The 26,634-nt window shown below is 68.0% G+C and carries 27 protein-coding genes; 17 read left to right on the top strand and 10 right to left on the bottom strand.

The window, feature by feature from the left end; genetic code table 11:
- Positions 1–132: 132 nt before the first annotated feature.
- The 6 genes from EJI01_RS08150 (at position 133) to EJI01_RS08125 (ending at position 6,007) form a co-directional block, all read left to right on the top strand.
- The gene (locus tag EJI01_RS08150) at positions 133–1,773 is read left to right on the top strand and encodes an ABC transporter permease (protein ID WP_126836619.1); all 1,641 of its coding nucleotides are present in this window, start codon (positions 133–135) and stop codon (positions 1,771–1,773) included.
- A 58-nt stretch (positions 1,774–1,831) separates the two neighbouring features.
- Complete coding sequence (locus tag EJI01_RS08145) at positions 1,832–2,518, top strand: ABC transporter ATP-binding protein (RefSeq protein WP_126836618.1); 687 nt, start codon at positions 1,832–1,834, stop codon at positions 2,516–2,518.
- An 82-nt stretch (positions 2,519–2,600) separates the two neighbouring features.
- Complete coding sequence (locus EJI01_RS08140; protein ID WP_126836617.1) at positions 2,601–3,296, top strand: glutathione S-transferase family protein; 696 nt, start codon at positions 2,601–2,603, stop codon at positions 3,294–3,296.
- A gap of 43 nt (positions 3,297–3,339) precedes the next feature.
- The gene (gene gloA, locus EJI01_RS08135) at positions 3,340–3,786 is read left to right on the top strand and encodes a lactoylglutathione lyase (RefSeq protein ID WP_126836616.1); all 447 of its coding nucleotides are present in this window, start codon (positions 3,340–3,342) and stop codon (positions 3,784–3,786) included.
- Positions 3,787–4,052: 266 nt separating this feature from the next.
- Positions 4,053–5,192, top strand: a complete 1,140-nt coding sequence (locus EJI01_RS08130) for an RpiR family transcriptional regulator (RefSeq protein WP_126836615.1) — start codon at positions 4,053–4,055, stop codon at positions 5,190–5,192.
- Between the two features lie 5 nt (positions 5,193–5,197).
- Entirely contained in the window at positions 5,198–6,007 is an 810-nt protein-coding gene (locus EJI01_RS08125) for a GSU2403 family nucleotidyltransferase fold protein (RefSeq protein WP_126836614.1), read from the top strand.
- A 375-nt stretch (positions 6,008–6,382) separates the two neighbouring features.
- Here the strand turns inward: EJI01_RS08125 and EJI01_RS08120 are convergent, their stop codons facing one another.
- From EJI01_RS08120 to EJI01_RS08105, 4 genes are all read right to left on the bottom strand, one after another.
- A complete protein-coding gene (locus EJI01_RS08120; protein ID WP_126836613.1) occupies positions 6,383–7,111 on the bottom strand; it encodes a haloacid dehalogenase type II in 729 nt (242 codons plus the stop codon).
- The gene (gene eda, locus EJI01_RS08115) at positions 7,108–7,749 is read right to left on the bottom strand and encodes a bifunctional 4-hydroxy-2-oxoglutarate aldolase/2-dehydro-3-deoxy-phosphogluconate aldolase (RefSeq protein WP_126836612.1); all 642 of its coding nucleotides are present in this window, start codon (positions 7,747–7,749) and stop codon (positions 7,108–7,110) included. Before eda ends, EJI01_RS08120 begins: the two co-directional genes overlap by 4 nt.
- Positions 7,740–9,578 (bottom strand): phosphogluconate dehydratase, encoded by a 1,839-nt coding sequence (gene edd / locus EJI01_RS08110; RefSeq protein ID WP_126836611.1) that lies wholly within the window; start codon positions 9,576–9,578, stop codon positions 7,740–7,742. Before edd ends, eda begins: the two co-directional genes overlap by 10 nt.
- A gap of 86 nt (positions 9,579–9,664) precedes the next feature.
- On the bottom strand, positions 9,665–10,546 hold the full coding sequence (locus EJI01_RS08105; protein ID WP_126836610.1) for a LysR family transcriptional regulator: 882 nt from the start codon (positions 10,544–10,546) through the stop codon (positions 9,665–9,667).
- 116 nt (positions 10,547–10,662) lie between these two features.
- On the opposite strand from EJI01_RS08105, the gene EJI01_RS08100 reads away from it, so the two are divergent.
- Positions 10,663–11,049, top strand: coding sequence for a cupin domain-containing protein (locus tag EJI01_RS08100; protein WP_126836609.1), 387 nt, complete (start codon positions 10,663–10,665; stop codon positions 11,047–11,049).
- Between the two features lie 3 nt (positions 11,050–11,052).
- Here the strand turns inward: EJI01_RS08100 and EJI01_RS08095 are convergent, their stop codons facing one another.
- On the bottom strand, positions 11,053–11,562 hold the full coding sequence (locus EJI01_RS08095) for an OmpA family protein (protein WP_126836935.1): 510 nt from the start codon (positions 11,560–11,562) through the stop codon (positions 11,053–11,055).
- Positions 11,563–11,670: 108 nt separating this feature from the next.
- On the opposite strand from EJI01_RS08095, the gene EJI01_RS08090 reads away from it, so the two are divergent.
- On the top strand, positions 11,671–12,345 hold the full coding sequence (locus EJI01_RS08090) for a gamma-glutamylcyclotransferase (RefSeq protein ID WP_185878864.1): 675 nt from the start codon (positions 11,671–11,673) through the stop codon (positions 12,343–12,345).
- A 3-nt stretch (positions 12,346–12,348) separates the two neighbouring features.
- The gene (locus EJI01_RS08085) at positions 12,349–12,888 is read left to right on the top strand and encodes a superoxide dismutase family protein (protein ID WP_126836607.1); all 540 of its coding nucleotides are present in this window, start codon (positions 12,349–12,351) and stop codon (positions 12,886–12,888) included.
- On the opposite strand, the gene EJI01_RS08080 is transcribed toward EJI01_RS08085, so the two are convergent.
- Entirely contained in the window at positions 12,875–13,438 is a 564-nt protein-coding gene (locus EJI01_RS08080; RefSeq protein ID WP_126836606.1) for an NTP transferase domain-containing protein, read from the bottom strand. The genes EJI01_RS08085 and EJI01_RS08080 overlap by 14 nt on opposite strands.
- Here EJI01_RS08080 and pdxH point away from each other — a divergent pair.
- A complete protein-coding gene (pdxH, locus tag EJI01_RS08075; RefSeq protein ID WP_409513939.1) occupies positions 13,419–14,126 on the top strand; it encodes a pyridoxamine 5'-phosphate oxidase in 708 nt (235 codons plus the stop codon). The two genes, EJI01_RS08080 and pdxH, sit on opposite strands and share 20 nt — an antisense overlap.
- A gap of 12 nt (positions 14,127–14,138) precedes the next feature.
- Here pdxH and EJI01_RS08070 read toward each other — a convergent pair whose 3' ends face one another.
- Positions 14,139–15,086: an AEC family transporter gene (locus EJI01_RS08070; RefSeq protein WP_126836604.1), complete on the bottom strand. Its 948-nt coding sequence runs from the start codon at positions 15,084–15,086 to the stop codon at positions 14,139–14,141.
- Positions 15,087–15,158: 72 nt separating this feature from the next.
- Here EJI01_RS08070 and EJI01_RS08065 point away from each other — a divergent pair, with 72 nt between their 5' ends.
- Positions 15,159–15,617, top strand: a complete 459-nt coding sequence (locus EJI01_RS08065; protein WP_126836603.1) for a VOC family protein — start codon at positions 15,159–15,161, stop codon at positions 15,615–15,617.
- Between the two features lie 90 nt (positions 15,618–15,707).
- On the opposite strand, the gene EJI01_RS08060 is transcribed toward EJI01_RS08065, so the two are convergent.
- The 3 genes from EJI01_RS08060 to msrA all read right to left on the bottom strand — a co-directional run bounded on the left by EJI01_RS08060 (position 15,708) and on the right by msrA (position 18,822).
- Positions 15,708–17,789 (bottom strand): TonB-dependent receptor, encoded by a 2,082-nt coding sequence (locus EJI01_RS08060; protein ID WP_126836602.1) that lies wholly within the window; start codon positions 17,787–17,789, stop codon positions 15,708–15,710.
- A gap of 80 nt (positions 17,790–17,869) precedes the next feature.
- Complete coding sequence (locus tag EJI01_RS08055; RefSeq protein WP_126836934.1) at positions 17,870–18,253, bottom strand: hypothetical protein; 384 nt, start codon at positions 18,251–18,253, stop codon at positions 17,870–17,872.
- 14 nt (positions 18,254–18,267) lie between these two features.
- Entirely contained in the window at positions 18,268–18,822 is a 555-nt protein-coding gene (gene msrA, locus EJI01_RS08050; protein WP_126836601.1) for a peptide-methionine (S)-S-oxide reductase MsrA, read from the bottom strand.
- A gap of 105 nt (positions 18,823–18,927) precedes the next feature.
- Between msrA and EJI01_RS08045 the strand changes: the two genes are divergently transcribed.
- From EJI01_RS08045 to EJI01_RS08020, 6 genes are all read left to right on the top strand, one after another.
- On the top strand, positions 18,928–19,608 hold the full coding sequence (locus EJI01_RS08045; RefSeq protein WP_126836600.1) for a TetR/AcrR family transcriptional regulator: 681 nt from the start codon (positions 18,928–18,930) through the stop codon (positions 19,606–19,608).
- On the top strand, positions 19,605–20,765 hold the full coding sequence (locus tag EJI01_RS08040; RefSeq protein WP_126836599.1) for an efflux RND transporter periplasmic adaptor subunit: 1,161 nt from the start codon (positions 19,605–19,607) through the stop codon (positions 20,763–20,765). Before EJI01_RS08045 ends, EJI01_RS08040 begins: the two co-directional genes overlap by 4 nt.
- 13 nt (positions 20,766–20,778) lie before the next feature.
- Positions 20,779–24,042, top strand: coding sequence for an efflux RND transporter permease subunit (locus tag EJI01_RS08035; protein ID WP_126836598.1), 3,264 nt, complete (start codon positions 20,779–20,781; stop codon positions 24,040–24,042).
- Between the two features lie 29 nt (positions 24,043–24,071).
- Entirely contained in the window at positions 24,072–24,755 is a 684-nt protein-coding gene (locus tag EJI01_RS08030) for a protein-L-isoaspartate O-methyltransferase family protein (RefSeq protein ID WP_126836597.1), read from the top strand.
- Positions 24,756–24,766: 11 nt separating this feature from the next.
- Entirely contained in the window at positions 24,767–25,105 is a 339-nt protein-coding gene (locus EJI01_RS08025; protein WP_126836596.1) for a rhodanese-like domain-containing protein, read from the top strand.
- 21 nt (positions 25,106–25,126) lie between these two features.
- Positions 25,127–26,634, top strand: a 1,508-nt coding sequence (locus tag EJI01_RS08020) for a TolC family outer membrane protein (protein WP_126836595.1), incomplete at its 3' end; no start/stop codon positions are given.

Genomic DNA, 26,634 nt, shown 5'->3' with positions numbered 1-26,634 from the left:
AAGGCGCGTCAGGCCCTGCGGGGCTGAGGCCCGCGGCTCCAAGCCTGCCTGCGCAGGCTTGGACGGACCGAAGAGGCGACGCGTCTCGCGGCGCCCCGTCCAGCGAGGACACGAAGTGCCGAGCGTGGGGGTATGAAAGCGGTTGGGCCCGTCTGGCGGGCCGCGTCGATTCTTATCGCCCTCGGCGTGCTCGCGCCGGTGCTGAGCCTGGCCTGGCTCGCGCTGGGTTCGGGTCTGCAGCATTGGGCACACCTCGCGGAACACGTGCTGCCGCAGGCCGCGATCAACACCGCGGTGCTGCTGGCCGGCGTGGGCGTGCTGGTGCTGGTGATCGGCACTGGCTGCGCCTGGCTGGTGACGGCCTGCGACTTTCCGGGGCGACGCGTGCTGCACTGGGCCCTGCTGCTGCCGCTGGCCATGCCGACCTACATCGTCGCCTTCGCCTACCTCGACCTGCTGCACCCGATCGGCCCGGTGCAAGGGGCGATCCGCTGGGCGCTGGGCTTCGACAGCCCGCGCCAGTTCCGCCTGCCCGACCTGCGCTCGATGCCCGGTGCGATCTTCGTGCTCGGCTTCGTGCTCTACCCCTATGTCTACATGACCGCGCGCGCCATGTTCATGACCCAGCCTGCCCACCTGATGGAAGCGGCCCGCACGCTGGGCGAAAGCCGCGGCGGCGCCTTCTTCCGCGTCGCGCTGCCGCTCGCCCGGCCCGCGCTCGCCGTGGGCCTGAGCCTGGCGCTGCTGGAGGCGCTCAACGACATCGGCGCTTCGGAATTCCTCGGCATCCAGACGCTCACGGTCGCGGTCTACACGACCTGGATCACGCGCTCCGACCTGGCAGGAGCGGCGCAGATCGCCTGCGCCATGCTGATCGTTGTCGTGGCGCTGGTGCTGCTCGAACGCAACGGGCGGCGCCACCAGCGCTTCGGCTCGGCGCAGCGCATGCGCGCGATCCAGCCGCGCCGCCTGCACGGCGCAGCGGCCTGGGCGGCCAGCATCGCGGCGGCGCTGCCGGTCGCGATCGGCTTCGTCGCGCCGGCGCTCTACCTGGTCTGGGAAACGGCCAAGCGGCTGCGCCAGGGCGGCGGCATCTCCGACGGGCTGCTCGCGAGCCTGGGCAACACCCTCGCACTGGCCGCCGGCGTGACGCTGGCCGCCGTCGCCGCCGGGCTCGTGGTGGCCTGGGCGGTGCGCAGCCAAGGCTCGACGGTCAACCGCGCCCGGTGGCAGGCACGGGTCGCCACGCTCGGCTACGCGCTGCCGGGGACGGTGCTGGCCATCGGCCTGCTCACGCCGGCGCTGGCTTTCGATGCCGCGCTCGGGGCGCTGCTGGGCAGTGAGGGACTGCCGCTGATGGGCGCGGGCATCGTGCTCGTCATGGCCTGCGCAATCCGCTTTCTCGCGATGCCGGTCGGCGGCATCGAAGCCGGGCTGGCGCGCATCCCGCCGGCGCTCGAACAGGCCTCGCGCCTGCTCGGCGAGACGGCCGGCGGCACGCTGCGCCGCGTGCACCTGCCGCTCCTGCAGCCGGCCATCGCCGCCGGCGCGCTGCTGGTGTTCGTCGATGCCATGAAGGAGCTGCCGGCCACCCTGCTGCTGCGGCCCGCCAACTTCGACACGCTGGCGACTTGGCTCTACGCGGAGGCCGCGCGCGGCACCTACGAGGAAGGCGCCATCGCCGCGCTGGCGATCGTGCTCGCCGGGCTCCTGCCGGTGATCCTGCTGGCTCGCAACCGCCTCGGCGCTGCGCCCGAAGGGGTCTACGCATGAGACGCCGGGCCGCTCCCAAGTCGAATAGCACCGCAGCGCAAAGCGCGGAGGTTAATCAATGAGCGCAAGCTTGCAACTCGACAGCGTACGCATCGCCTACGAAGGCGCGCGCGGGCTGCACACGGTGGTCGACGGCTTCTCGCTCGCGCTCGAGGCCGGCCGCATCGGCTGCCTGCTCGGTCCCTCGGGCTGCGGCAAGACCACGGTGCTGCGCGCGATCGCGGGCTTCGAACCGGTGCGCGCGGGGCAGATCCGGCTCGGCGACAAGCTGTTGTCGTCGCCCACCATCCACCTGCCGCCCGAACAGCGCCGCGTCGGCATGATGTTCCAGGAGTACGCGCTGTTCCCGCATCTGACGGCGGCGCAGAACGTGGGCTTCGGCCTGCGGCGGCTGGCGCGCGCGGAGCGCGAAGCACGCGTGGCGGCAATGCTCGCGCTGGTCGGCCTGGCCGAGGCCGGCGAACGCTATCCGCACGAGCTCTCCGGCGGCCAGCAGCAGCGCATCGCACTGGCGCGCGCGCTTGCGCCGGCGCCAGCCCTGCTGCTGCTCGACGAGCCCTTTTCCAACCTCGACGCCGGCACGCGCGAGCGCTTGACGGCCGAGGTGCGCGAGATCCTCAAGGCCGCTGGCCAGACCGCCATGCTGGTCACGCACAACGAGGCCGAGGCGCAGGCGATGGCCGACCACGTCGGCGTCATGCACAACGGACGGCTGACGCGTTGGACCGGCAGCGCTGCGGAATGACGCGCATGGGCTTTTTCAGAAAAGGTTTTTGAGCCCCGCAAGAATCGCGCTTTCGATTCACTTGAACAACACGAAAGCACGAATGACCGCCCAACTCACCCTCGTCAGCCACCTGCTGTGCCCCTACGTCCAGCGCGCCGCGATCGCGCTGCTTGAGAAGGACGTGCCCTTTGAACGCGTGGTGATCGATCTCGCGCAGAAGCCGGACTGGTTCCTCGAGATCTCGCCGCTCGGCAAGGTGCCGCTGCTGCGCGTGCCGCAGCCGAACGGCAAGGATGCCGTGCTCTTCGAGAGCAACGTGATCTGCGAGTACCTCGAGGAAACCCAGCCCGGCCCGCGGCTGCACCCGGAAGACCCGCTCGCGCGCGCCGAGCACCGGGCGTGGATGGAATTCGGCTCCGCGATCCTCGCGGACCTGTGGGGCTACGAGACCACGCGGGATGCCGATGTGTTCGAGCAGAAGCGGCAGGCGCTCGTCGCCAAGTTCCAACGCGTCGAGACCGCGCTGACTGCACTGCCCAATGGGCCCTACTTCGCCGGCGCGCGCTTCAGCCTGGTCGATGCGGTCTTCGCGCCGATCTTTCGCTACTTCGATGTGTTCGACCAGATCAGCGATTCGCACATCTTCGACAAGACCCCGAAGGTGCGCGCCTGGCGCCGGGCGCTGTCGGAGCGCCCCAGCGTGCGCCATGCCGTGGTGCCCGAGTATCCGCAGCACCTGCGTGCCTTCCTGCAGAAGCACGAAGCGCATTTGCTGACACTCGCCGGCCGCGCCTGAACCGACAATCGCCGGCGACAACCACTCTGCACCACCCCACGAGATGCGACTTCTCCACACCATGCTGCGCGTTGGCAATCTCCAGCGCTCGATCGACTTCTACACCCAGGTGCTCGGCATGCAACTGCTGCGCACTTCGGAGAATCCCGAATACAAGTACAGCCTGGCCTTCGTCGGCTACGAGGGCAATCCGGCGCAGGCCGAGATCGAGCTGACCTACAACTGGGGCACCGAAAGCTACGAGCTCGGCACGGCCTACGGCCACATTGCGCTCGGCGTGCCCGATGCCTACGCGGCCTGCGAAAAGATCAAGGCCGCGGGCGGCAACGTCACGCGCGAGGCCGGCCCGGTCAAGGGCGGCACCACCGTGATCGCCTTCGTGACCGATCCGGACGGCTACAAGATCGAACTTATACAAAGAGAATCAACAACTTACGACGACAGCCGCCATTCAGCCGCCAAGAACGCCGATCCGCTGCGCAGCGCATAGCACTTTAGAATGAAAGGGGCCGCGCAAGCAGTGCTTTTTTGTTGCTCGGTGGCGTCACGAATCGCATGGCATGGCATGGTTGCGCTACATGGCAGAGGACAACCCACACTTGCCGCTCGCGCTTTCTGACTTCTACCGAACGCGTCTGCTCGCGCGCTGTCCTGTGCATACTGGGCTTTGACGACTCGCGGCTGAGCCGATAACATGGCCATGGTTGACAACACGGCCATGTTAAATAAAATGGCCGTGTTAGATGAGCCCCTCACATGCCAGCCCCTCTGTCGCCAAACAGGCGCATAGCGCCTGCCGAGAAGTACGTTGCCGACTTCTTCCGGTCCCACGACTGGTCCGTGGAAGTGCCGCCTCACGTCCCAGACGGCGCAGACTTGATCATCCGGCGCGGGAAGCAACGGTTCATTGTCGAGATCAAGGCGGTCTCCGAAAGCCGCCCAGACCGCGTGCTACCGGTGCTCTCGATGGCGATTCTTCAAGCCCAGGCCGCGGCCAAATACTTCAACAACGCCCTCCCCCTCGCGATCGTCCATGTGCCAGAGGCATCCCCGTCTTTGGCAAAGCACGTGGATTCGTTTGCCCAGAGATTCGCGAAGGATGTGCCTGTCGGCCTCATTTCCGGACGCGGCGAACAATATTTCAGTGGCGCGGCGCTCCAAGAACTGAATCGTTTACCGGAAGCACACAGACGCTCTGCCGCTATTCACCCGCCGCAGGCCATCAATCTGTTCTCGGATCTCAACCAGTGGATGCTGAAGCTCCTCCTGGCACGGGAGCTGCCCGAGGACCTGCTGAACGCCCCGGGAAAGAAGTTTCGGAGCGGCTCCGATCTGGCCGAAGCTGCGCAGGTCTCCGCCATGAGCGCATCCCGATTCCTGCAGCAATTGCGCAGCGAGGGATACCTGAGCGATTCATCCCCCTATCTGAAGCTCGTCCGCCGCAAAGAACTGTTTCGCCGCTGGGGCGCCGCCGCGATGCGTTCCTGTCCGGAGATGCCATGCCGCTTTCTTCTCAGAGCCCCGGTCCCCCCGCAAATCCGAGGGTTGCTGGGAAAGCATCCGGAAGACGCCTGTCTAGGGCTTTTTGCCGCTGCCGATGAACTGCATTTCGGGCACGTGAGCGGCGTGCCCCCGTACGTCTACGTCCGCAAGCTGCCTCAGGTGGGTGCGTCGGACTGGTCTGGGCTGATGGCCCATCCGGTCGAACGGCCGGACCTGATCCTGCGGCAAGCGCCTTTTCCGCAATCGACGTTCAGAGGGGCCGTCGATCGAAACGGGCTCAAGGTGACCGACGTCATCCAGACATGGCTGGACACCATGCACCATCCGACGCGGGGCGCTGAGCAAGCCCACCTAATCTACGAGAAAGTTCTTTCGCCGATTGTCGAAAGCTGACACATATGAACGACCTAGAGGCCTTTGCGAAACTTGTGCAGGCACTGGCTCCTTGGCGCCAACAACTGATATTCATCGGCGGGTGGGGCCATCGCCTGCACCGGCTGGACCCGAGGGCAAATCGCCCGGACTATCAGCCGGTGTTCACCCGCGACACAGACCTCGCCTTTGCCAGCAAGGAGCCCATAGAAGGCGACATCAAGCGGGCGCTGATGCAGCATGGCTTCCAGGAGGAGTTGAGCGGCGACCATCGACCACCGGCGGCGCACTACACGCTTGGCGACGACGCCGGCGGCTTCTATGCCGAGTTCCTCACACCCCTGGCGGGAAGCGGCCGCAAACGAAGTGGCGAAGCCGACGCGACCATGGCGAAGGCAGGCATTTCAGCGCAGAAGATCCGACACTTGGACGTCCTACTCGTCGATCCCTGGGTGACCAGCCTGGGACCACAAGAAGGCATTCCCCTGCCGGCGCGCATGGATGTGCAGGTGGCCAACCCGCTGTGCTTTATGGTCCAGAAGTTCCTGATCCAGCAATATCGACCCGCCAACAAAAGAGCCCAGGACGTGCTGTACATCTACGACACGATCGAACTCTTCGGCGCCCTGCTGGATGAATTCAATGAGCACTGGCGTGCGCGTGTCGCGCCCGCGCTTGGAGACTTGGCCGACGAAGTGCGAAAGCTCAGTGCGCAGACATTCGCTGAAGTCAACGACATGGTTCGCGACGCCGCGCGCATCCCAGCGGATCGCAACCTCTCCCCGGAACAGATCCAGGCAACGTGCCGGTACGCCTTTGAGCAGGTCCTGCGCTAACCATAGACCTTATGTTTGCCCAAACCCACAAGATCGCGTCGTTGTGCGTCACTGATGCAGGCACGCAATATATGACCAAGTCCCTCAAGTATCGCCGGGCCGCCTCTTCGCTGGGATCGGCGTCGCATGGCTCTGCTCGCCCGAGGAGCACGCGGTGCGGTTTTCCATCGTGTCCGAAGCAGAGGGCGAGAACCTGCGCGGATGGTTGGCGTCACCGTGACTGTCTACACGCTCGACCACGCCAGATGAACGCCGCCAACATGTGCGGGATGAGCGCTACAAACATACATGGGTGCTTGAAGCACACCGTCCATCCACCTCCTGCAAGATCGAGCTGATCCAGCGTTCCGAAGACGCGGCCGGCGCTGGGCTGCACTAACAGCCCAGCAAGTCCGCCAGCGCGCCGATGTCGCGCGCATGCAGCGTGTTGTCCGCGCGCGGCGACACGTCCTTGGGCCTGCCCGGCCCGAACTCCTCCGGCCGCTCGATGTAGCCGGTACGCAGGCCGCAGGTGCGCGCGGCGGCCAGGTCGTCGTGATGCGCGGCCGCGAGCATGACCTGGCTGGGCGTGACGTCGAACACCGCAGCGACGCCGAGATAGGTGCGCGGATCGGGCTTGTAGGCCTTGAAGACCTCGGCCGACAGCACGCAGTCCCAGGGCAGCCCGGCGTTCTTGGCCATCTCGGTCAGCAGGCCGATGTTGCCGTTGGACAGCGTGCAGACGATGTACTTGCGCTTGAGCCGTGCGAGACCTTCCACCGCATCCGGCCAGGCCGGCAGACGGTGCCAGGCCTTGTTCAGCTCGCGCTTGCGCTCCGGCTCCAGACCGCCGAGGCCGAAGTCGCGCAGCACGACTTCGAGAATGCCCATGTGCAGCTCGTCGAGCAGCGTGAAGCCGCCCTCGCCGGCCGCGAGGCGCTCCATCACGCTCTTCATTGCGGGCTGGTAGCCGGCGCGCCAGGCCAGCGCGAAGGCGCCGCCGTCCACGCCCGGCACGATGCGCTCGGCCTCGGCGGCAATGCCGCTGTACCAGTCGACGACCGTGCCGAAGACATCGAAGGCGATGACCTTCAGCTCGCCGGCATCGAATTTCTCCGCGCTCATCGGAGGAGCTGGCTGGCTTCGCGCGCCAGCGCCTCGATGCGCCCCCAGTCGCCGGCCGCGATCGCTTCCGTCGGCACGATCCACGAGCCGCCGACGCAGGCCACGTTGGCCAGCGAGAGGAACTCGTGCGCGTTGGCCGCGGTGATCCCGCCCGTGGGACAGAACTTCACTTCGCCGAAGGGCCCTTGCCAGGCCTTGAGCATCGCGAGGCCGCCGGCCTGCACCGCCGGGAAGAACTTGAGCTCGGTGAAACCGTCTTCCTGGGCCAGCATGATTTCGCTGCCGGTCGCCACGCCGGGCAAAAGCGGCAGGCCGAGGTCGTGGCAGGCCTTGCCGACCGAACGCGTATAGCCCGGGCTGACGCCGAACCTGGCGCCGGCCAGCGCCGAAGCCTGCGCGTCGGCCGCACTGCGGATGGTGCCGGCGCCGGGCACGGCCTCGGGCACTTCCTTGGCGATGATCTCGATGCATTCGAGCGCCTCGCGCGTGCGCAGGGTCACTTCGAGCATGCGGATGCCGCCGGCGACCAGCGCGCGCGCGAGCGGGACCGCGTCCTTGACGTCGTGCAGCACGATCACCGGGATCACGGGGGCGTCGCGCATCACGTCGATGGCGGACAGCATCGGGTTCACAGCCATGTGCAGGCTCCTTCTTCGGCAGTCAATGCATTGCGGCGCATGCCGGCAAACAGGTCGCGGCCGAGGCCGTGGCCGTTGGCGGTGCGCAGTTCGTCGGGCAGGGTCGCGGTTTCTCTCTCGGCCCATTCGTCGGCCGGCAGCAGCACGGCCAGCGTGCCGGCCACCGCATCGAGCCGGATCAGGTCGCCGTCACGCACCTTGGCCAGCGGGCCGCCGGCCGCGGCCTCCGGCGAGACATGGATCGCAGCCGGCACCTTGCCCGAGGCGCCGCTCATGCGGCCGTCGGTCACCAGCGCCACGCGGAAGCCCTTGCCCTGCAGCACCGACAGCGGCGGCGTGAGTTTGTGCAGCTCGGGCATGCCGTTGGCCTGCGGGCCCTGCCAGCGCACCACGCAGACCACGTCGCGTTCGAGCTCGCCCGCAGTGAAGGCCTGCTGCAGCGCGGATTGCGAATCGAAGACGCGGGCCGGCGCCTCGATCACGTGCCGGTCGTCCGGCACCGAGGACACCTTGATCACGCTGCGGCCGAGATTGCCGTTCAGCAACTTCAGGCCGCCGGTGGCGCTGAACGGCGCCGAGACCGGCCGCGCGACGGCTTCGTTCTTCGAGGGTGCGGCAGCATGCCAGTTCAGCACGTGCTCGTCCGAGGGCGCGCCGGCCAGGGTGGGGATGCCGGCGTATTCGCGCAGGCCGCCGGCGCGCACGGTCAGCACGTCGGCATGCATCAGGCCGGCGTCGAGCAGCTCGCCGATCACGAAGCCGGGACCGCCCGCAGCCTGGAATTCGTTGACGTCGGCGCTGCCGTTGGGATAGACCCGCGTGAGCAGCGGCACCACCTCCGAGAGCTCGGAGAAATCGTTCCAGTCGATCAGGATGCCGGCGGCGCGCGCGACCGCGACCCAGTGGATCAGGTGGTTGGTCGAGCCGCCGGTGGCGAGCAGCGCGGCCATGGCGTTGACGATCGCTCGCTCGTCGACCATCTCGCCGATCGGGGGCGTGGCGTAAGGCTTCTCGGCGGCCAGCCCGAGCACCGTGCGCACCGCCTCGCGCGTGAGCGCCTCGCGCATTGCATCGCCGGGTTGGATGAAGGCGGTGCCCGGCACGTGCAGGCCCATCGCCTCCAGCAGCATCTGGTTGCTGTTGGCGGTGCCGTAGAAGGTGCAGGTGCCCGGCGCGTGGTAGGCGGCCATCTCGGCATCGAGCAGGCCCTGGCGGCCGACCAGCCCCTGGGCCGCCTGTTCGCGCACCTTGGACTTGGCGTTGTTCGACAGGCCCGAGGGCATCGGCCCCGCGGGCACGAAGACGGTGGGCAGGTGGCCGAAGTGCAGCGCGCCGATCAAGAGGCCCGGCACGATCTTGTCGCACACGCCCAGGAGCAGCGCGGCATCGAACATGTCGTGCGTGAGCGCCACCGCCGTGCCCATCGCGATCACGTCGCGGCTGAACAGGCTCAGCTCCATGCCGGGCGTGCCCTGCGTGACGCCGTCGCACATCGCCGGCACGCCGCCCGCCACCTGCGCGGTGGCGCCGAGGCGGCGCGCCTCGTGCTTGACGATGTCGGGATAGCCCTGGTACGGCGCATGGGCCGAGAGCATGTCGTTGTACGCGCTGACGATGCCGATGTTGGGTGCGCGCTCCGTCACCACCTTGAACTTGTCGCTGGCCGGGATGCCGGCTACCGCATGCGCCACGTTGGCGCAGCCCATGCGGTCGGAGCCGCGGTCGCGGTTGCGGGTCTCGGTCAGACGCTGGAGATAGGCGCTTCGAAGGTCCCGGCTGCGCGCACGAATGCGCTCGGTGACATCGCGTACGGTGGGATGTGTAGTCATGAGTGCTTCACTGTGCAGTGGGGCTGCGCGCGGCCCCTGCCACGCGCAGGTTGCGTGGCCCTGCATCCTACCAAGCCCGCAAGACCCTAGGGTGTCGTCAAGGCATCGAGCACGACCCGCACTCGCGGCGGCAACAGGCGCTGGGAAGGGTACACGGCGCTGATCGGCATGGCCGGCGGCCGCAGCGAAGGCAGGATCTCGACCAGGCGCCCATCGCCGAGCTCGTCTTCGACCATGTAGTGGGGCAGCTGCGCCAGGCCCTGGCCGAGCATCGCTGCCTGCACCATGGCTTCGCCGTCGTTCAGTCGCATCTGGCTCTGCGGATGCAGGGTGACGGCGTGGCCGCGCTGGACGAACTGCCAGGGGCGGTCGCGGCCGCTCGTCGGCATGCGGAACACGATCGCACGATGCTGTGCCAGCGCCCGCAGCGAGGCCGGATGACCATGCTGTTCGAGGTAGGCGGGGCTGGCGACCAGCAGCAAGGTCTGGCTCGCGAAGCGGCGTGCGACCAGCGACGAATCCTGAAGTGCGCCGACCCGGATGGCGAGGTCGATGCCGTCCTTGACCAGATCGACGTAGCCGTCCTGCAGGCGCACGTCCATTTCAAGCCGCGGGTGCTGCTGCTGGAGCCGCGCGAGCAGTGGCAGGATCACGCGCCGGCCGAAGACGATCGGCATGTCGATGCGCAGCAGACCCGTTGCCGTGGCCCGCGTGCCGGCAGCGTCGGCATGCAGGTCCTCGATCTCGGCGAGGACGCGCTGGCAGCGGTGGTACAGGCGCTCGCCGTCCGGCGTCAGGGTGACCTGGCGCGTGGTGCGATGGAACAGCTTGACGCCGAGCGAATGCTCCAGCCTCAGCACTGCCTTGGCCAGCGTCGAAGGCACGGTGCCCGCTTCGCGCGCGGCGGCGGCGAAACTGCCGTGCTTGACGGTCTCGGTGAAGGCGAGGAACTGCTGCAGGCCCTGCATGGCGCCTCCGATTAAGGAACGAATGTCCTCAATGTTAGGCCATTGCGCTGTCTTCACTCACGCTTCGCGGCCCAGCACACTGCCTTCACCTTCACTCGATCGCACGGAGCCGCCCCATGATCGCCATTGCCCGCAACGTCCTTTCCCACGCCACCCTGCCCGTGGCAGAGCTGCCCGGAATCACCCACCGCACCCTGGCGGGCCACGAGCATGGATTGACCCAGTTGTCGATCTGGCGGCAGACGCTGGCGCCCGGCGCGGCCACGCCGCCGCACAGCCATGACACCGAGGAGGTCGTGTTGTGCCACTCGGGCCGTGGCGAGGTGCACCTCGACGGACAGGTGCACCGCTTCGCCGCCGCGAGCAGCGTGCTGCTGCCGCGCGACGTGCCGCATCAGATCTTCAATGTGGGCGACGAGCCGATGGAGATCACCGGCGTGTTTCCGGCGGCCCCGGTCGGGGTGTTCGACCTCGAAGCGAAGCCGATGCAGCTGCCTTGGTGAGCCTTAGTCGACCAGCCGGACCTCGACGCGGCGCGCCTCGGCGTTGTTCCCCGAACCGGTGGTGACGGCGGGCGTCTTGAGCTCGACCTTGTCGGCCGGCACGCCCAGCCCGGTCAGCACGTTGCGCACCATCTCCGCGCGCTTCTGCGCCAGCTGCGCGTTGCGGCCCCCGTCACCGGTCGCGTCATGGAAGCCCGAGACCACCGCCTTACGCCCGTCTTCGACGCCCTTGATCACCGTGGCCAGGGCGCCTGCCGCGCCGGGGGCTAGATCGGCGCTGCCGGTGGCGAAATAGAAGTTCACGACCCCGCCCTGCACGCGGATGCTCGCGCCGTCGGGAATCACCACCGCCACGGTTTCGGTGATGATCGCCACGCGGTCCGGGGTGGCGATCGCAGCGGCCTTGTGGCCCTGTGTGTAGAGCACGATCCCGATCACGAAGAAGATCACCAGCGCGATCAGCGCGAGCACGAAGGCCAGGATGAAGTTCTGCTGGCTGTCGTCGTCGGCTATGCCTGCCATGGGTCGATCTCCGTAGGAAAGCGGTCGGTAAATAATGGTGCGGTGAACCATGACCGTGAAATTGTAGGTGGCGACCCCGGCCCGCCCGGTTTGGACCCCATGCTCAAACCGCTGCGCGACCCGAAACCGATGCTCGACCGCGTGATCGCCGAATGGGGCGGCCACCAGGATCTCTGGGTGTTCGGCTACGGCTCGCTGATCTGGCGTCCCGAGTTCGGCTTCATCGAGCGGCACCCCGCGCGGGTGCACGGCTGGCATCGGGCGCTGAAGATGTGGAGCCGCATCAATCGCGGCACGGTCGAGAATCCTGGCCTGGTGTTCGGCCTGCTCTCGGGCGGCAGCTGCCGAGGCATGGTGTTCCGCGTGGCCGCAGCCGATGGGCTCGAAACGCTGGGCCGGCTCTGGCTGCGCGAGATGCCGACCGGCGTCTACGACCCCCGATGGCTCGATTGCACGACGCCGCACGGATCGGTGCGGGCGCTGGCCTTCACCCTGTCGCGGCGCAGTCCCAACTTCACCGGCAACCTCGACGATGAGCGCTACCGCAGCATCTTCGCCAGCGCGGTCGGCCGCTATGGCAGTTCGCTGGACTATGCGCAGCAGACTTTGCTCGAACTGCAGCGCCATGCAATTCACGATGCAGCGCTGACGCGCTTGATCAGGTTGGCCGAGGCCAAGCTGTCGGCGCAGGCCGATTGCGGCGAAGCGCCCGCTCCGGTATACCCTGCGGCCTCTTCTCTCGATTCTTCTTCCCGTTCTTCATCCAAGGAGTAGCCAATGTCCTCTCGTCTGATCGTCCCCACCCTTGCCGTCGCCGCGGTGAGCCTGCTCGCCGGCTGCGGCACCATGATGGGGTCCAAGGCGAGCGCCAGCGCCGCGCTGGCGCCGACCGCGGCGATCACGCCGAATCCGACCACTGGCAACGTGACCTTCACCGCACTCGACCATGGCGTGCGCGTGGCCGGCCAGGTGCGCGGCTTCGTGCCGGGCACGGAACACGGCTTCCACATCCACGAGAAGGGCGACTGCGGCGACAACGGCAACGCCTCGGGCGGCCACTTCAATCCGGCCGGCGGCACGCACGGCAAGTTCGGCGCGCCCGGCAGCCATGCAGGCGAGCTGCCGAGCCTGGTGGCCGACGCGAGCGGGGTGGCGCGCTTCAGTGTCGACGTGCATTCCATCTCCCTCACCGAGGGCGCGGCCAACAACGTGGTCGGCCGCGCGCTGGTCGTTCACCGCGACCGCGACGACTTCACCTCGCAGCCCGCCGGCAACTCCGGCCCGCGCATCGCCTGCGGGCTGATCACGAGGCGCTGAGCCGCGCCATCAGCAGCGCCTCGGCGCGCGCGAGTTCGGCGGGCGTGTCGATGTCGGTCAGGATGCCGATGTCGTCGACTTCGATCTCCGCCACCGCATGGGCTTCCCGCAGCGCGCGCAGCACCGGCGCCGCGCCCAGGTTGCCCGTCAGCGCCGCGAGCTGCGGCTTGCAGGCGGCGGCAAAGCCAACCGGATGCCCCCGCTCGCCGCGGCGCTGCGGCTGAGCCGCCTGCACGGGATCGACGAGCGCCCGCGCCACCGCTTGCAAGGTCGATGGCAGCACCAGCGGCAGATCGCCGGGCAGGATCAGCCAGCCCCCGGCATCGGCCGTGGCCCGCACCGCGGCCGCGATCGAATCGCCCATGCCGGGATGGCCCGCATCCTCCAGGTGCCACGGCAGGCCGCTGCCGCGCACGGCGGCCAGCGTGTGCTCCAGCACCGTCCGGCCCGCGAGCGGCGCCTGCAGCTTGGCGCCGCTGCCGCCGGCGGCGCGAAAGCGCTCGCCGCGGCCCGAGGCGAGCACGATGACGATGGGCGGTCGAGGATTCATGCGTCCAGTATCTCCTCTTCGCATGGGCAACAATGCGGCCATGAATTCCCCCAAAGAAGCGCTGGCCGCGCTGCGCAAGAGCTACGAGCGCGCCGAACTCGACGAGGCCAGCAGCGCATCCGATCCCTTGCTCCAGTTCGAGCGCTGGCTCGCCGAGGCGATCGACGCGCAGCTGCCCGAGCCCAACGCGATGACGCTGGCCACCGTCGGCGGCGACCTGCGGCCGTCGACGCGCATCGTGCTGATCAAGGGCTACGACGCGCGCGGCATCGTCTGGTTCACCAACTACAAGAGCCGCAAGGGCCAGGAGCTCGCCGGCAATCCCTGGGCCGCGCTGCAGTTCCACTGGGTCGAGCTCGAGCGCGTGGTGCGCATCGAGGGCCGGGTCGAAAAGGTCGACGCAGCCGAGAGCGACGCCTACTTCGCGAGCCGCCCGCTCGATTCGCGCATCGGCGCCTGGGCCAGCCCGCAGAGCGAGGTGATCAGCGGCCGCGAGGTGCTGGTGAAGAACGCCGCCATCGAGGCCGCCCGGCACCTGCTCTCGCCGCCGCGCCCGCCGCACTGGGGCGGCTACCGGCTGGCGCCCGACCGCTGGGAGTTCTGGCAGGGCCGCAAGAGCCGGTTGCACGATCGGCTGCGTTACCGGCGAGAAGATGGCGCCTGGGTGCGCGAGCGCTTGGCCCCCTGAGCCAATCCTCCCTCAGAGCCTGCCGGCGAGAGGCATCACGATCGACAGCGTGACCAGCGCCAGCGCGGTGGACACCGCCACGCTGGCAGTCACAAGGTCTTCCGCCGTCTTGTAGCGCTGCGAAAACAAAAAGACGTTGGCGCCGATCGGCAGCGCCGCAGCCACCACCATCACCTGCAGCGGCAACCCGCGCAGGCCCAGCAGCCAGCCGAGCGCCGCCACCAGCAGCGGGTGCGCCGCGTTCTTGACCAGCGCCTGCGCCAGCGCGCCGCGCCAGTGGGTGCCGATGGGCGTGAACGCGAGCGTGATGCCGACCATGACCAGCGCGATCGGCCCAAAGGCCTGGCCGAGCAGCGCGATCGGCTTGTCGATCACCTCGGGCATCGCCCAGCCGGTCTGCGCGAACAGCAAGCCGGCGATGATCGGCAGCGGCACGGGATGGACGATGGCGTTGTAGAACGCGCGGCCCAGCGTGTGCAGGATCGGCGGGCGTTCGGCGCCGCTCGCGCTCGCGTTCTCATGGACGACTGCGAGTTCGAGCACCAGCGTGGCGCTGGTCAAGAGCACCAGCGAATGCAGCGAGATCAGCGTCAGCAGCACCACCATGCCCTCGGGGCCGAAGGCCAGGCCGATCAGCGCGATGCCGATCATCACGGTGTTGCTGAAGGTGTTGGCGAGCGCGAGCACGGCCGCGGTGCGGTTGAAGCCGCGCCACAGCAAGGTGGCCGCGAAGATCAGGCCGGCCGCGAGAAAGTAGGCCGCGACCGGTTTGAGGCTCAGCTGCTGCACGTGCACCGTGCTCATGGCGCGGAACAGGAGCGCCGGCGCAAGCAACAGGAAGATCAGGTTCGACAGGTCCCGCACCGCGCCGCCGCCGACCCAGCCCCGCCGCCCTGCCAGGAATCCCGCGGCAATGAGCAGAACCACGGGCAGAAGCGACGAGAGGACCGATGAATTCATCGGCGGCGAGCATACAGGGCGGCACGTCACTGCCTCGATGGCTGTGGATGGCAGTCCTATGATGCGGCCACAATGCCGCCGAGCCACCTGTCACCCGGACTGCCTTCGTATCAGCTTCGCATCGCGCGTCCCGTACGCGACCTTGCTCGTTCGCGCTCGATGTACTGTGCGGGGCTCGGGCTGGAGGTTATCGGGGGCTTTGAGGACCACGATGGATTCGACGGCGTCATGCTCGGTAAAGCGGGCATGGGTTATCACCTTGAGTTCACCTACTGTCGAGCACATCCTGTTTTGCCGGCGTCCACTCAGGAAGACTTGCTGGTCTTGTACTTGCCAGAAAGTCGAGCCTGGCTTGACGCCTGCGACAAGATGGTCGGCGCCGGTTTCCTTGCTGTGAGCGCGTTCAACCCGTACTGGAACATCTGCGGCCGAACGTTCGAAGATGGCGATGGATACCGCATCGTGTTGCAGAACGCGAGTTGGACGAACCAATCCGCTTTCGCTGATCCATCGACCCGCACTGGCGGCTGATCGCACCAGAGCCGCAGTGTCAAAGCACCGCTTGCACGCGCTGGAGTGGTCAGGCCAAGACAAGCCATCCACCCCAGCGCCGACAGACCCCTAGAAGGTCGCCCGCAGTCCCACCTTCAACGTGCGTCCGGGCAGTGGCGCATCCGGGAACGCCGTCGTGGTCAGGATCGAGGTGGCGCTGTACGCCAGCTTGTTCGTGAGGTTGTCGACGCGCGCATACCAGGTGAGGTTGGTGCGCTGCACCTTCATGCGGTAGGTGAGCGCCGCATTCCACAGCGTGAAGGCGTCGGTCTCGCGCGCGCCGACGCTCGGCACCCTGCGCTGGGCCGCGTAGTGGTCGAAGCCCAGGCGCGCGGTCCACGGCCCGTTGCCGTAGGCCAGCGTCGTGCCCACGCGCGCCGGCGAGATGCGCGGCAGCGGCTCGCCCGTATCGGTGTTCTTCGCACGTACCAGGTCGGCACGCCATTCGAGGTCCAGCGTGGAGCCGTCGGCCGCACGCGAGAAGCCGTCGGTGCCCAGGAGGCGCAGGTTGCCGTTGGCCTCGATGCCGGTGAAGCGGGCGCGCACGCCGCGGTAGACGAACTCGTCCATCACGTCGGGGAACACCAGGCCTTCGTCGGTCTCCACCGGAGCCGGATTGATCTCGCCTTCCTCGCCGCGCACGTTGCCCGAGGCCGTGAGCCCGATGTAGTTGCGGAAGCGCGTGACGTAGGCATTCACGCGTGCGCTGTTGGCGCCGGACTTCCATTGGGCGCCGAGGTCGAAGCCGACCGACTTCTCCTTCTGCAGATTCGGATCGCCGACCTCCCAGGCCGCGGTCGCGACGTGGGGGCCGTTGGCGAAGAGTTCGTAGTCCTTGGGCGCGCGCTCGGTGTAGGCGAGATTCGAGGTCAGCTGCCACTGCGGCGCCAGGTTGACCAGCGCGCCGAAGGCCGCGCTGCCCGGGTTGAACTTGCGCTCGCCGACCGCGAAGCGCGTGATCGCCGGATCTTCCGGATAGCCAAACGAACGCACCCTCACCTGCTCGGTGCGCGCGCCGAAGCTCAGGCGGCCCCACGAGGTGCCGAGCTCTTCATGCAGGAACAAGGCGCGCGAGCGCGTGCGGCTGTGCGGCGCGAAGGCCTCTTCGCCGACGGCGGCGAAGTCGCTGCTTTCGTTGGTGAAGCCGATCAAGCCCTCCACGCCGCCGATCTTCTGGTGGCGCGCCTCGATGCGCAGATCGTCGCTCTTGTTGGAGAACACCGTGCCGGTCTCCGAGCCCTCGAACTCGGTGTGGCGATAGTCGGTGCGGCTGAGCTTGCCGTGGATGCTGGTGAAGAAGCCGCCCGGCCGCCATTCGCCCTCCAGCGCATAGCGGTCGGATTTCATCTTGATGGTGACGTCGTCCTCCGCCACCGTGCCGTAGTCGCTGCGGTAGGTGCTGGCCGAAGCGCCGATCCAGCCCTTGTCGAAGAACAGGCTGCCACCGATCGCACCGCCGTGCGCCTGGTTGGCCGAGTTGCAGATCTTGCGCGCCAGGCCGGGCCGGCGCGGGCTCTCGCAGCCGAGCTCGATCGGCACCGAGGTGTCCTCGGCATCGCGGTTGAAGGCATCCACGTGCAGCGCATAGCGGTTGTTGCCGCCCTCCAGCACCACGCCGCCGCTCTTCTCGCGGTTGCCCGTCGCGTAGCCGAGGTCGGCGCGGCCGCCGAAGCCATCGATCGGCTCGCTCGGGATGCGGTTGTCGATCACGTTGACCACGCCGCCGACCGCGCTGCCGCCGTACTGCAGCGCCGAAGGGCCGCGCAGCACCTCGACGCGTTCGGTGACGAGCGCATCGACCGGCACCGCGTGGTCGTAGCTCAGTGCCGAGGCGTCGGGCGCCGCGCCGCCGTTCTGCAGGATGCGGATGCGATCCCCGTCCTGGCCGCGGATCGAAGGCCGGCTTGCGTTAGGTCCGAAGTAGCTGCTGCTGACGCCCGGCAGGCCGTTGAGGGTTTCGCCGAGTGTGGACTGGGAACGCAAGAGCAGCCTGTCGCCGGACAGCGTCGTGGTGGGCGCGATCAGGTCGGTGGCGCCGAGCGGGTTGCCGGTGACGGTGACTTCAGGCAATGACGCTTGCGCCCAGACGGCGACGGACGAAAGGGAAAGAACGGCAACGCCGATGGCGTTGCGCCGGAAATGAGAGGACATGTTGGAACACTCGTTGAATCGATGAAAGACCGGCCGCAGCCCGCGAAGAGCGGGCGCAGCTGTCGGTCGGCAAGGCGGATTCAGCGAGCGGAAGGCGGGCCGCGCGCGTCGAACAGCGCGACCCAGCGGGCGAGTACCTCGCCCTCGAGAAAGGCAAAGGTGGCCGCCGGCAGCATGACCGGCAGCAGGAGCGCCGGCACGCAGAGCGCGGCCGGGCCGTGCGACAACTGGTCGTAGAGCCGGCAGTCGGCGTCGCTGTGATCGTCGAAAAGCGCGGCCAGCCCATGAGACCCATGATCCGCCTCGCCCGCATGGACAGACTCGACCGAATGCATATGCGCAGGCGCCGCAATCGGGCTATGGATCGTGCGGTGCACGAGCCCCAGCGTCGTCGCGAACCACAAGGCGAGCGCCAGCACGCACAGCACGGTGCGCGCCCGGATCGGATGGCGTGCGAGGCGCATGAAGGACAAGAAGCTCAAGCCTTCTTGACCCGCGCGGCGAAAGTCTTCTGGAACTTCTCGACCTTGGGGCCGACCACGAAAGCGCAATAGCCCTGGTTCGGGTTGTTCAGGAAGTAGTCCTGGTGGTAGGCCTCGGCGGTCGAGTAGTTGGCCAGCGGCTTCACCTCGGTCACGATGGGCGAGCGGTAGGTTTTGCTGGCCTCGATTTCGCGGATCACCTCTTCGGCCACCTGCTTCTGGGCCTCGCTCTCGTAGTAGATGCCGCTGCGGTACTGCGTGCCGACGTCGTTGCCCTGCCGGTTGAGCGTCGTCGGATCGTGGACGACGAAGAAGATCTCGAGGACCTCGCGCAGCGTGATCTGCTGCGGATCGAATTCCAGCCTGACCACTTCGGCATGGCCGGTGCGCCCGGTGCAGACCTGTTCGTAGTTCGGATTGACGGTCTCGCCGTTGCTGTAGCCCGACTCGACATCCGTCACGCCCTGGACGCGGTCGAACACCGCCTCGGTGCACCAGAAGCAGCCGCCGCCCAGCACGATGGTTTCGGTTTGCGGTGATGGCGTGGACATGAAGGCTCCGGATGGATCGAAATTGGCGAACCCCGCATTGTGTCGCGGCTTGACGCGTCCAGTCTCGCTCACTACATTACTAACCCGTCAGTCATTAAGCAAGCGATGCCCGCTCCCCGTTTCCTCGGCGACAAGTTCTGCAGCACCGCGCGGGCCAAGCGCGAGCGCCGCAAAGAGGCGCGTCCGGGGGAATTGCTCGAAGCGGCGCTGGACCTCTTCGTCGACAAAGGATTCGCAGCGACCCGCGCCGAGGAAGTCGCGGCGCGCGCCGGGGTGTCGAAGGGTACCTTGTTCCTCTACTTTCCGAGCAAGGAAGAGCTGTTCAAGGCGGTGGTGGTCGAGAACCTGTCCGGCCGCTTCACCGAATGGAACAAGGAGTTCGAGGAGTTCGAGGGCAGCACCGCAGACATGCTGCGCTATTGCATGCGCATCTGGTGGGAGCGCGTGGGCTCGACCAAGGCCTCTGGCCTCACCAAGCTGATGCTGAGCGAGGGCCGGAATTTCCCGGAGCTGGCGGAGTTCTATCGCCAGGAAGTGGTGCGGCCCGGGCACGCGCTGATGCGGCGCATCGTGCAGCGCGGCATCGCAAGCGGCGAGTTCGCGCCGGTCGATGTGAACCACGCGATCTACGCCATCATCGCGCCGATGCTCTTCCTGATGCTGTGGAAGCATTCGGCCGTCATCTGCGTCGACGCCGATTCGGATCTCGATCCCGAAAAATACCTTGCGACCCAGGCCGAGACCGTGCTCCACGGGCTTAGCATGCCTCCGAAGGCAGGCGTATGAAGCGGTCGCTCGTCATCAAGTGGGCCGTCGCGGCACTGGTCATCGTGCTGCTGGCCGCCGGCGTGCTGCGCGCCATCGAGGCGCGCCGCGCCCAGCAGGCCGCGGTCGCCGCCGCCGCGAAGCCGGCCGAAGCGGTGGTCCAGCTCTCGCCGGCCGACGTGGTGCGCGCCACGCGGCGCGAGCTCGCGCAGACGCTCGCGATCTCGGGCACGCTGAAGGCGGTCGATTCGGCGCTGGTCAAGGCCCGCGTGGCCGGCGAGCTGATCGGCCTCACGGTGCGCGAGGGCGATGCGGTCACGGCCGGCCAGGTGGTGGCGCGCATCGACCCGGTCGAATACCAGTCGCGCGTGCGCCAGGCCCAGGAGCAGGCGGACTCGGCCCGCGCCCAGGCCGAAGTCGCGCAACGCACCTACGACAACAACAAGGCGCTGGTCGACCAGGGCTTCATCTCGCGCACCGCGCTCGACACTTCGCAGTCGAACCTCAATGCCGCGCTCTCGACCCACCGGGCCGCGCTCGCAGCGGTGGAGATGGCGCACAAGCTGCTCAACGACACCGTGCTCAAGAGCCCGCTCACCGGCCAGGTCGCGCAGCGGCTCGCACAGCCGGGAGAGCGCGTCGCCGTCGATGCACGCGTGATCGAGGTGGTCGACCTGAGCCGCATCGAGCTCGAGGCCACGCTCGCGGCGGCCGATTCGGTCGCGGTGCGCGTGGGCCAGCGCGCGACGCTGCAGATCGAGGGCAGCAGCGCTGCAGAGCCGGCAAGCGCCGACCGCAGGGTGGGCGCCAGCGTGGTGCGCATCAACCCGAGCGCGCAGGCCGGCAGCCGCAGCGTGCTGGTGTACCTGCGGCTGGACCGCAGCGCCGGCTTTCGCCAGGGCTTGTTCGCGCAGGGCAGCATCGACGTGGGGCGTGTCGAAGGGCTCGCCCTGCCCTTGTCCGCGGTGCGCATCGACAAGCCCGCGCCCTATGTGCAGATGGTGATCGAAGGCCGCATCGCGCACCGCGCAGTCCAGACCGGCCAGCGCGGCCAGGTCAATGGCCAGGCCCTGGTCGCGGTGCGCGGCGTCGAGGACGGCGCAGTGGTGGTGGCCGGCAGCGTCGGCCCGCTGCGCGAAGGCACGGCGGTGCGCATGGCGCCGGTCGCCGCGCCCTGAGCGCGCTACGTCCATGTGGTTCACGCGCGTCAGCCTGAAGAATCCGGTCTTCGCGACCATGCTGATGCTCGCGCTGGTGGTGCTCGGCATCTTCTCCTACCAGCGACTGCAGGTCGACCAGTTCCCGAACATCGACTTCCCGGTGGTGGTGGTGATCACCGAGTACCCCGGCGCCTCGCCCGAGATCGTCGAAAGCGAGGTGACCAAGAAGGTCGAGGAAGGCGTCAACTCGATCGCCGGCATCAACGCCCTCACCTCGCGCAGCTACGAGGGCCAGTCGGTCGTCATCATCGAGTTCCAGCTCTATGTCGATGGACGCAAGGCGGCCGACGATGTGCGCGAGAAGGTCGCGGCGGTGCGCCCGCTGTTCCGCGACGAGGTGAAGGATCCGCGCGTGCTGCGCTTCGACCCGGCTTCGCGGCCGGTGTGGTCGGTGGCCGTGTTGCCCGATGAAGAAAAGGACAAGGAGCCTAGCGCGGTCGAGCTCACGAACTGGGCCGACCAGGTGCTGAAGAAGCGGCTGGAGAACGTGCGCGGCGTCGGCTCGGTCACGCTGGTGGGCGGCACCAAGCGCGAGATCAACATCTACCTGAACCCAGAGGCGATGGAAGCCTTCGGCGTCAGCGCCCAGCAGGTGGTGGAGGCGGTGCGCAACGAGAACCAGGCGCTGCCGGTGGGGGCCGTGCGCTCGCTCGAGCAGGAACGCGTGGTGCAGGTCGACGCACGCATGGAGCGGCCCGAGGACTTCGGCAAGATCATCCTGATGCGAAGAGGCGGCGCGCCGATCCGCATCGACCAGGTGGCCACGGTGCGCGACGGCGCGCAGGAGATCGAGAGCCTCGCGCTCTACAACGGCCAGCGCACGCTGCTCCTGTCGGTGCAGAAGGCGCAGGACGAAAACACCATAGCCGTGGTCGACGGGCTGGTGAAGGCCATCGCCGACATCCGGCCCCAGCTGCCGCCCGGCGTCAGGCTCGAACCCATCGGCGATGCGGCGCGGCCGATCCGCGTCGCGGTCAACAACGTTCGGACGACGCTGATCGAGGGCGCGCTGCTCACGGTGCTGATCGTGTTCCTGTTCCTGAACTCCTGGCGTTCCACCGTGATCACCGGGCTTACGCTGCCGATCGCGCTGATCGGCACCTTCTGGTTCATGGCCATGTTCGGCTTCACCATCAACATGGTGACGCTGATGGCGCTGTCGCTGTGCGTGGGCCTCCTGATCGACGACGCGATCGTGGTGCGCGAGAACATCGTGCGCCACGTGCAGATGGGCAAGGCGCCGTACCAGGCGGCGCTCGACGGCACGCAGGAGATCGGACTCGCGGTGCTGGCGACCACGCTGTCGATCGTCGCGGTGTTCCTGCCGATCGGCTTCATGGAAGGCATCATCGGCAAGTTCTTCCACGAGTTCGGCATCACCATCGTGGCCGCGGTGCTGATCTCGATGTTCGTGAGCTTCACGCTGGACCCGATGCTGTCGAGCATCTGGCACGACCCGGCCATCAAGGCCGGGGCATCGTCTGGAGACCCGGCGATCGACACGCGCGGCAGCCGCGGCCCGCCGGTCGGCATCTACGACAAGACCATCGGCCGCGTCACCGGCTGGTTCGACCGCGCGACCGACAGGCTGGCCGACGGCTACCAGGCCATCCTGCGCTGGTCGCTGGCGCACAAGCTCGCCACGCTGGCCGCGGCGCTCGGCATCTTCGCCGCCAGCGTGGTGATGGTGCCGCTCTTGGGCACCGAGTTCGTGCCCAAGGCCGACTATTCGGAAACCGCGATCAACTTCTACACGCCGGTCGGCTCCTCGCTCGAAGTGACCGAGGCCAAGGCGCGCCAGGTCGAAGGCATCCTGCGCGAGATGCCCGAGGTGCGCTACACGCTCACGACCATCAACACCGGCGATGCGCAGGGCAAGATCTACGCGAGCATCTATGTGCGGCTGGTCGAGCGCAAGCTGCGCGAGCGAAGCGTCGACCAGATGTCGGGCGTGCTGCGCGAAAAGCTGCGCGCGATCCCGGGCATCACGGTCACGCATGTGGGCTTGCGCGATTCGGTAGGCGGCAACAAGGTCATCGAGTTCTCGCTGCAAGGCCCCGACCTGCAGGAGTTGGAACGCCTCACGCAGCGCGTGATGGAGGCGATCCGTCCGATCCCCGGCCTGGTCGATCTCGATTCGAGCCAGAAGCCCAACAAGCCGACCGTGAGCGTAGTGATGCGCCGCGACGCCGCCTCCGATCTCGGCCTCGGCGTGGCGCCGGTCGCGAACGCGCTGCGCACGCTGGTGGCCGGCACCACGGTAGGCAACTGGCGCGCGCCCGACGACCAGACCTACGACGTCAACGTGCGGCTCGCGCCCGAAGTGCGCGACTCGCCGGCCGACCTCGCGCGCCTGCCCTTCGTCAGTACCGCGATGGGCGCCAATGCCGACGGCTCCAGCCGCATCGTTCGCCTGCACCAGGTAGCCGATGTGCGCGAAGCCACCGGGCCCAACCAGATCAACCGCCGCGCCTTGGCGCGCGAAGTCAGCATCAATGCCAACGTGGCCAATCGCTCCGCCGGCGAGGTGTCGGCCGACATCCGCACGGCGCTGGCCGGCATCGCCTTCCCGCCGGGCTACGGCTGGCAGTTCAGCGGCTCGACCAAGAACATGCAGGAGTCCTTCGGCTATGCGGTCTCGGCGCTGGCGCTCGCGGTCATCTTCATCTACATGATCCTGGCCAGCCAGTTCAAGAGCTTCCTGCAGCCGCTGGCGCTGATGACAGCGCTGCCGCTCACGCTGATCGGGGTGGTGCTGGCGTTGATGATGTTCGGTTCCACGCTGTCGATGTTCTCGATCATCGGCATCGTGATGCTGATGGGCCTGGTGACCAAGAACGCCATCCTGCTGGTGGACTTCGCGATCCGCGCGCGCGAGCCCGGCGTCGCGGCCGACGGCACGCCGGTGCCGGGCCTGCCGCGCGCCGAGGCCCTGCTGATGGCCGCGCGCGTGCGGCTGCGCCCGATCCTGATGACCACGCTGGCGATGATCTTCGGCATGGTGCCGCTCGCCTTCGCGATCAGCGAGGGATCGGAGCAGCGCGCGCCCATGGGCCAGGCCGTGATCGGCGGCGTCATCACCTCCTCGCTGCTGACGCTGGTGGTGGTGCCGGTGGTCTATTGCTACATGGACGACCTGGCGAACTGGGCCCGGCGCCGCTGGCACCGCAGCGGGCGGGGCACGCACACGGCCGACGCTGTGGAGCCGGCGCCTAAAATTGAAGGTTTGTCCTGATTGTCCCGACCCGTACGAGGAAAAAACACATGAACCCCCAAGCCGACCTGGAGCGCCTGCGCTTCAACATGATCGAGCAGCAGATCCGTCCCTGGGACGTGCTCGATCTCGAGATCCTGGACCTGCTGGCCCACGTCCGGCGCGAAGACTACGTGCCCAGGGCCCACCGCGGCCTGGCCTTCTTCGACATGGAGATTCCGCTGGAGGGCGCCAAGACGAAGGAGCCCGGCCAATGCATGCTCTCGCCCAAGGTCGAGGCCCGCATGCTGCAGGACCTTCGTGTGCAGAAGCACGAATCGGTGCTCGAGATCGGCAGCGGCTCGGGCTTCATGGCCGCCCTGCTGGCCCATCGCGCGGCGCAGGTGCTGACGCTCGAGATCGATCCCGGCCTCGCCGCCGTCGCCGCCGAGAACCTGCGCCGCAACGGCGTGAGCAACGTGGAAGTGCGCAATGCCGACGGCGCCGTGCCGCTGCCGAGCGGCCCGACCTTCGACGTGATCGTGCTCAGCGGCTCGGTCGCACGCCTGCCGCAGGGCCTCATGGGTTCGCTCAAGATGGGCGGCCGGCTGGCGGCGATCGTGGGCGACGAGCCGATGATGCGCGCCCACTTCGTCACGCGCGTCGGCGAAGGCAAGTGGGACATCGTGCAGCCGTGGGACACGGTGGCGCCGCGCCTCTTGAACTTCCCGGCGCCTTCGCGCTTCAACTTCTGAACGGAGCTCGCATGATCGACCAGGTCCGCCCGAGCGAACTCGCCGACTGGTTCGCCCACGACGCGAGTGCGCAGCCGGTGCTGCTGGATGTGCGCGAGCCGTGGGAAGTGCAAACCGCGAGCGTGGTGCCGCAGGGCTTCACGCTGGTCGCCATCCCGATGAACGAGATTCCGGCCCGCATCTCGGAGCTCGACCCGGCGCAGCGCATCGCCTGCCTCTGCCATCACGGCGCGCGCAGCCAGCGCGTGGCCGCCTTCCTCGCCCAGAACGGCTTTGCCGAGGTGGCGAACGTCGCCGGCGGCATCGATGCCTGGTCGTCCCAGCACGACCCCTCCGTTCCGCGCTACTGATTTTTTACCCAAGGACGCTCAATGCCCGTGCCCCGGCTTCTTCCCCTCTCGGTGGCGCTCGCCGCCGCGTTCGCACTGCCGGCCCACGGCCAGAGCCTGATCGATCTCTACGAATCGGCGCGCAGCTACGACGCGACCTACCAGGCCGCGCGTTCGCAGTACGACGCCAGCCTCGCGCGCGCGGCCCAGGCCAAGGCCGGCATCCTGCCCGCGGTCGGGCTGTCGGCCGGTGCCTCGCACACCGAGCTCGACGTCGACACGCCCGTCGGCAGCACCTCGCGCGGCTTCAACACGCAGAACGTCGGCGTCAACGCCACCCAGCCCCTCTACCGGCCGGCGAACTGGGCCACCTACGAGCAGGGCAAGCGCCAGGTCGACATCGCGCAGGCGGTGCTGACGATCGCCGACCAGGACCTGGTGGTGCGCGTGAGCCAGGCCTACTTCGATGTGCTCTCGGCCCAGGACAGCCTGGCGCTGGTGCGGGCGCAGAAGATCGCGGTGGCCGAGCAGCTGGCATCGGCCAAGCGCAATTTCGAGGTCGGCACCTCGACCATCACCGACACGCGCGAAGCCCAGGCACGCTACGACCTCGTGATATCGCAGGAGATAGCGGCCGAGAACGACCTGCAGGTCAAGAAGATCGCACTCGACCAGCTGGTCGGCCGCCCCGGCAGCGCGCCGGTGCCGCTGGCCGCACCGGTGGTGCTGCCCGAGGTGATGCCGGCCGACATCAATGCCTGGGTCGCGCAGGCCGAGGACGTGCATCCCTCGATCCGGCAAGCGCGGCTCGGCCTCGACGTGGCCACGCTCGAAGTGCAGAAGGCCGAGGCCGGCCACAAGCCCACCCTCGACGCGAACCTGGGCTACAACGTCACCAACAATCCGCAGGGCACCAGCACCACCACGGGCCGCTCGCGCATCAACGCGGCGACCGTGGGCGTGGTGTTCAGCCTGCCCTTGTTCGCCGGCTACGCGACCGAGAACCGCGTCAAGGAAACGCTGGCACTCGAAGAGCAGTCGCGCTCGGTGCTCGAATCGACGCGCCGCAGCGTGACGCAGGCCACCCGCGCGGCCTACCTCGGGCTGGTCTCGGGGGCCGGGCAGGTGAAGGCGCTCGAAGCCGCCGAGTCCTCCAGCCAGGTCGCGCTCGATGCCAACCGGCTCGGCTACCAGGTGGGCGTGCGCATCAACATCGACGTGCTCAATTCGCAGAGCCAGCTGTTCCAGACCAAGCGCGACCTCGCGGTTGCGCGCTACAACGTACTCCTGGGCAATCTCAAGCTGCGGCAAGCCAACGGCACCTTGACGGCCGACGACCTGCGTGCGATCAACGGCACGCTGGCCACCGACGGCCGCCCCGCCGTCGACAGCACCGCCACGCCGGCCCAGCCGCCGGCCTCGCAGCCGGTGCCGACACGGCCGGCCACGCCGATTCCGGTCGTGCCGCCGGTGCCGGTGCCGCCTTTCAGCCCACCGCCGCCGGTCATGCCTTCGCCGCCACCGCCACCGGTGATCCTGCCGCCGACGCG

Origin of the sequence: Variovorax sp. MHTC-1, assembly GCF_003984645.1 — a bacterium.
In the GTDB taxonomy this organism is placed as follows: Bacteria; Pseudomonadota; Gammaproteobacteria; order Burkholderiales; family Burkholderiaceae_C; genus Variovorax.
The sequence above is the reverse complement of the archived record's forward strand: the minus strand, read 5'-3'. Positions and strand labels throughout refer to the sequence as shown.